At 46.0% G+C, this 3,447-nt stretch carries 1 tRNA gene and 2 rRNA genes; all 3 read right to left on the reverse strand.

Annotation, left to right across the window (positions count from 1 at the left end):
- Positions 1 to 3: 3 nt before the first annotated feature.
- Positions 4 to 113 (reverse strand): 5S ribosomal RNA (rrf, locus tag FT993_RS08475).
- Between the two features lie 145 nt (positions 114 to 258).
- A 23S ribosomal RNA gene (locus tag FT993_RS08480) occupies positions 259 to 3,096 on the reverse strand.
- A 166-nt stretch (positions 3,097 to 3,262) separates the two neighbouring features.
- Positions 3,263 to 3,336, reverse strand: a tRNA-Ala gene (locus FT993_RS08485).
- Positions 3,337 to 3,447: the final 111 nt, after the last annotated feature.

Consider the following 3,447-nt stretch of genomic DNA (forward strand, 5'->3'; position numbering starts at 1 on the left):
AAAAAAAGGCGGCGACATACTCTCCCACAAAATAGCAGTACCATCTGCGCTAACGAGCTTAACTTCTCTGTTCGGAATGGGAAGAGGTGAGCCTCGTTGCTATAACCACCTTAAACTGATGTTACTTGTATATTGAAGTAACTAATAAGGTAACATATTGAAAAAATAAAGTCATACGTAGTTGTTTATACATTTACTAGAATGCTAATGCAAAAGGTTTCACCTTCTCTCCCCAAGTAAACTCAGGGAGAGAAAGAGGACATAAACTATACGGGTTATTAGTACTACTTGGCTATGACATTACTGCCTTTACACCTATAGCCTATCAACGTGATCGTCTCTCACGACCCTTTAAAGAAATCTCATCTTGTGGTGGGTTTCGCGCTTATATGCTTTCAGCGCTTATCCCTTCCCAACGTAGCTACCCAGCAGTGCTCCTGGCGGAACAACTGGTACACCAGAGGTTAGTCCAACTCGGTCCTCTCGTACTAGAGTCAGATCCACTCAAATTTCTTACGCCCACTGTAGATAGAGACCGAACTGTCTCACGACGTTCTGAACCCAGCTCGCGTGCCACTTTAATGGGCGAACAGCCCAACCCTTGGGACCTTCTCCAGCCCCAGGATGTGACGAGCCGACATCGAGGTGCCAAACCCCCCCGTCGATGTGAGCTCTTGGGGGAGATCAGCCTGTTATCCCCGGAGTACCTTTTATCCTTTGAGCGATGGCCCTTCCATACGGAACCACCGGATCACTATGCTCTACTTTCGTACCTGATCGACCTGTATGTCTCTCAGTCAAGCTCCCTTATGCCATTGCACTCTACACACGGTTACCAAGCGTGTTGAGGGAACCTTTAGAAGCCTCCGTTACTCTTTTGGAGGCGACCACCCCAGTCAAACTACCCACCAAGCATTGTCCCCCAACTAGTGGGGTTAGGCTTTAAATAAGTAAAGGGTGGTATTTCAACAATGACTCCACGATACCTGGCGATACCGCTTCAAAGTCTCCCACCTATCCTACACATCACTTATCCAAAACCAATACTAAGCTATAGTAAAGGTTCACGGGGTCTTTTCGTCCCACAGCGGGTAATCGGCATCTTCACCGATACTACAATTTCACCGAGCTCATGGCTGAGACAGTGTCCAGATCGTTGCACCATTCGTGCAGGTCGGAACTTACCCGACAAGGAATTTCGCTACCTTAGGACCGTTATAGTTACGGCCGCCGTTTACCGGGGCTTCATTTAAGCGCTTCGCTAATGCTAACGCCTCCACTTAACCTTCCGGCACCGGGCAGGTGTCAGGCCCTATACGTCATCTTTCGATTTTGCAGAGCCCTGTGTTTTTGATAAACAGTCGCCTGGACCTATTCACTGCGGCCCCCAAGTAAAATTGGGGGCGACCCTTCTCCCGAAGTTACGGGTCGATTTTGCCTAGTTCCTTAGCCATGAATCTCTCGAGCACCTTAGAATTCTCATCCCAACTACCTGTGTCGGTTTGCGGTACAGGCTGCTTTATTCGCTTTTCTTGGAAGTTGGTCCTATGTATTATCACCGCCGCCGTAGCTTAAGTGTACTATCGTAACCTTGAAGTTACTTCAACGTACTATTCCGTCAGTACGCAACATATACCCAACTCCGTCACTTTTATTATAAAGCAGGTACAGGAATATTAACCTGTTGTCCATCCACTACCCCTTTCGGGTTCGCGTTAGGTCCTGACTAACCCTCAGCTGATTAGCATAGCTGAGGAAACCTTAGTCTTTCGGTGTGCGGGTTTCTCGCCCGCATTATCGTTACTTATGCCTACATTTTCTTTTGTAATAAATCCAGCAACCCTCGCAGATCACCTTCTACTCTATTACAATGCTCCCCTACCACTCTGTATATAAATACAAAATCCATAGCTTCGGTAGTATGTTTATGCCCGATTATTATCCATGCCGAACCGCTCGACTAGTGAGCTGTTACGCACTCTTTAAATGAATGGCTGCTTCCAAGCCAACATCCTAGCTGTCTAAGCAGTTCAACCGCGTTTATTCAACTTAACATACATTTGGGGACCTTAGCTGATGGTCTGGGTTCTTTCCCTCTCGGACATGGACCTTAGCACCCATGCCCTCACTGATATTTAACATTTTATAGCATTCGGAGTTTGTCAGGAATTGGTAGGCGGTGAAGCCCCCGCATCCAATCAGTAGCTCTACCTCTATAAAACTAATAATATCGCTGCACCTAAATGCATTTCGGGGAGTACGAGCTATTTCCGAGTTTGATTGGCCTTTCACCCCTACCCTCAGGTCATCCCAAGACTTTTCAACGTCAACGGGTTCGGTCCTCCACTTTGGGTTAACAAAGCTTCAACCTGCCCAAGGGTAGATCACACGGTTTCGCGTCTACCACTACCAACTTTGGCGCCCTATTAAGACTCGCTTTCGCTACGGGTGCGTACCTGAAGTACTTAACCTTGCTGATAACGGTAACTCGTAGGCTCATTATGCAAAAGGCACGCCGTCATCCCTTAACAGGACTCCGACCGCTTGTAAGCGTATGGTTTCAGGGTCTATTTCACTCCTTTATTCAAGGTTCTTTTCACCTTTCCCTCACGGTACTGGTTCACTATCGGTCTCTCAGTAGTATTTAGCCTTAGCGGATGGTCCCGCCAGATTCATACAGGGTTTCACGTGCCCCGCACTACTCAGGATACCACTATCTGTTACTAAATCTTACCTATACCGGGCTATCACCGTCTATGGCCAAGCTTTCCAACTTGTTCTAGTTCAATTTGCACAGAATGTCGTGGTCCTACAACCCCAATATATCCGTAAACATATTGGTTTGGGCTATTGCGCGTTCGCTCGCCACTACTAACGCAATCACTATTGTTTTCTCTTCCTCCGGGTACTTAGATGTTTCAGTTCTCCGGGTTTGCTTCCTTGCGGATGATATACCTTCAGTATACCGGGTTGCCCCATTCGGATATCTGCGGATCAACTCGTATGTGCCAATCCCCGCAGCTTTTCGCAGCTTATCACGTCCTTCATCGCCTCTGAGAGCCTAGGCATCCCCCATACGCCCTTAATAAGCTTATGTCTTTTACCTAATTTGCTCTTAACTATCTCTAGTTTTAATGTATTTTGTCGCTTATACGATTACTCTCATAACCTATAAGCCTACTCTCGTATTCTTTATTCTTTCAATATGTCAATGAACTTTCTATAATTAAAAATCTATTACTATAAATCCTTAATTAATTTGTGGAGAATATCGGAGTCGAACCGATGACCTCCTGCGTGCAAGGCAGGCGCTCTAGCCAGCTGAGCTAATTCCCCGTCTATTAGTGATCAGTTAACCAGTTATTAGTTAACAGTACTTATAACGGCTACTCAACCTCTAAAATTTCCTTTCAGTATTTAATGAACTTTTTAATCAAAAACTATTTA

It is taken from the genome of Mesonia sp. HuA40 (genome assembly GCF_008017835.1).
In the GTDB taxonomy this organism is placed as follows: domain Bacteria; phylum Bacteroidota; class Bacteroidia; order Flavobacteriales; family Flavobacteriaceae; genus Mesonia.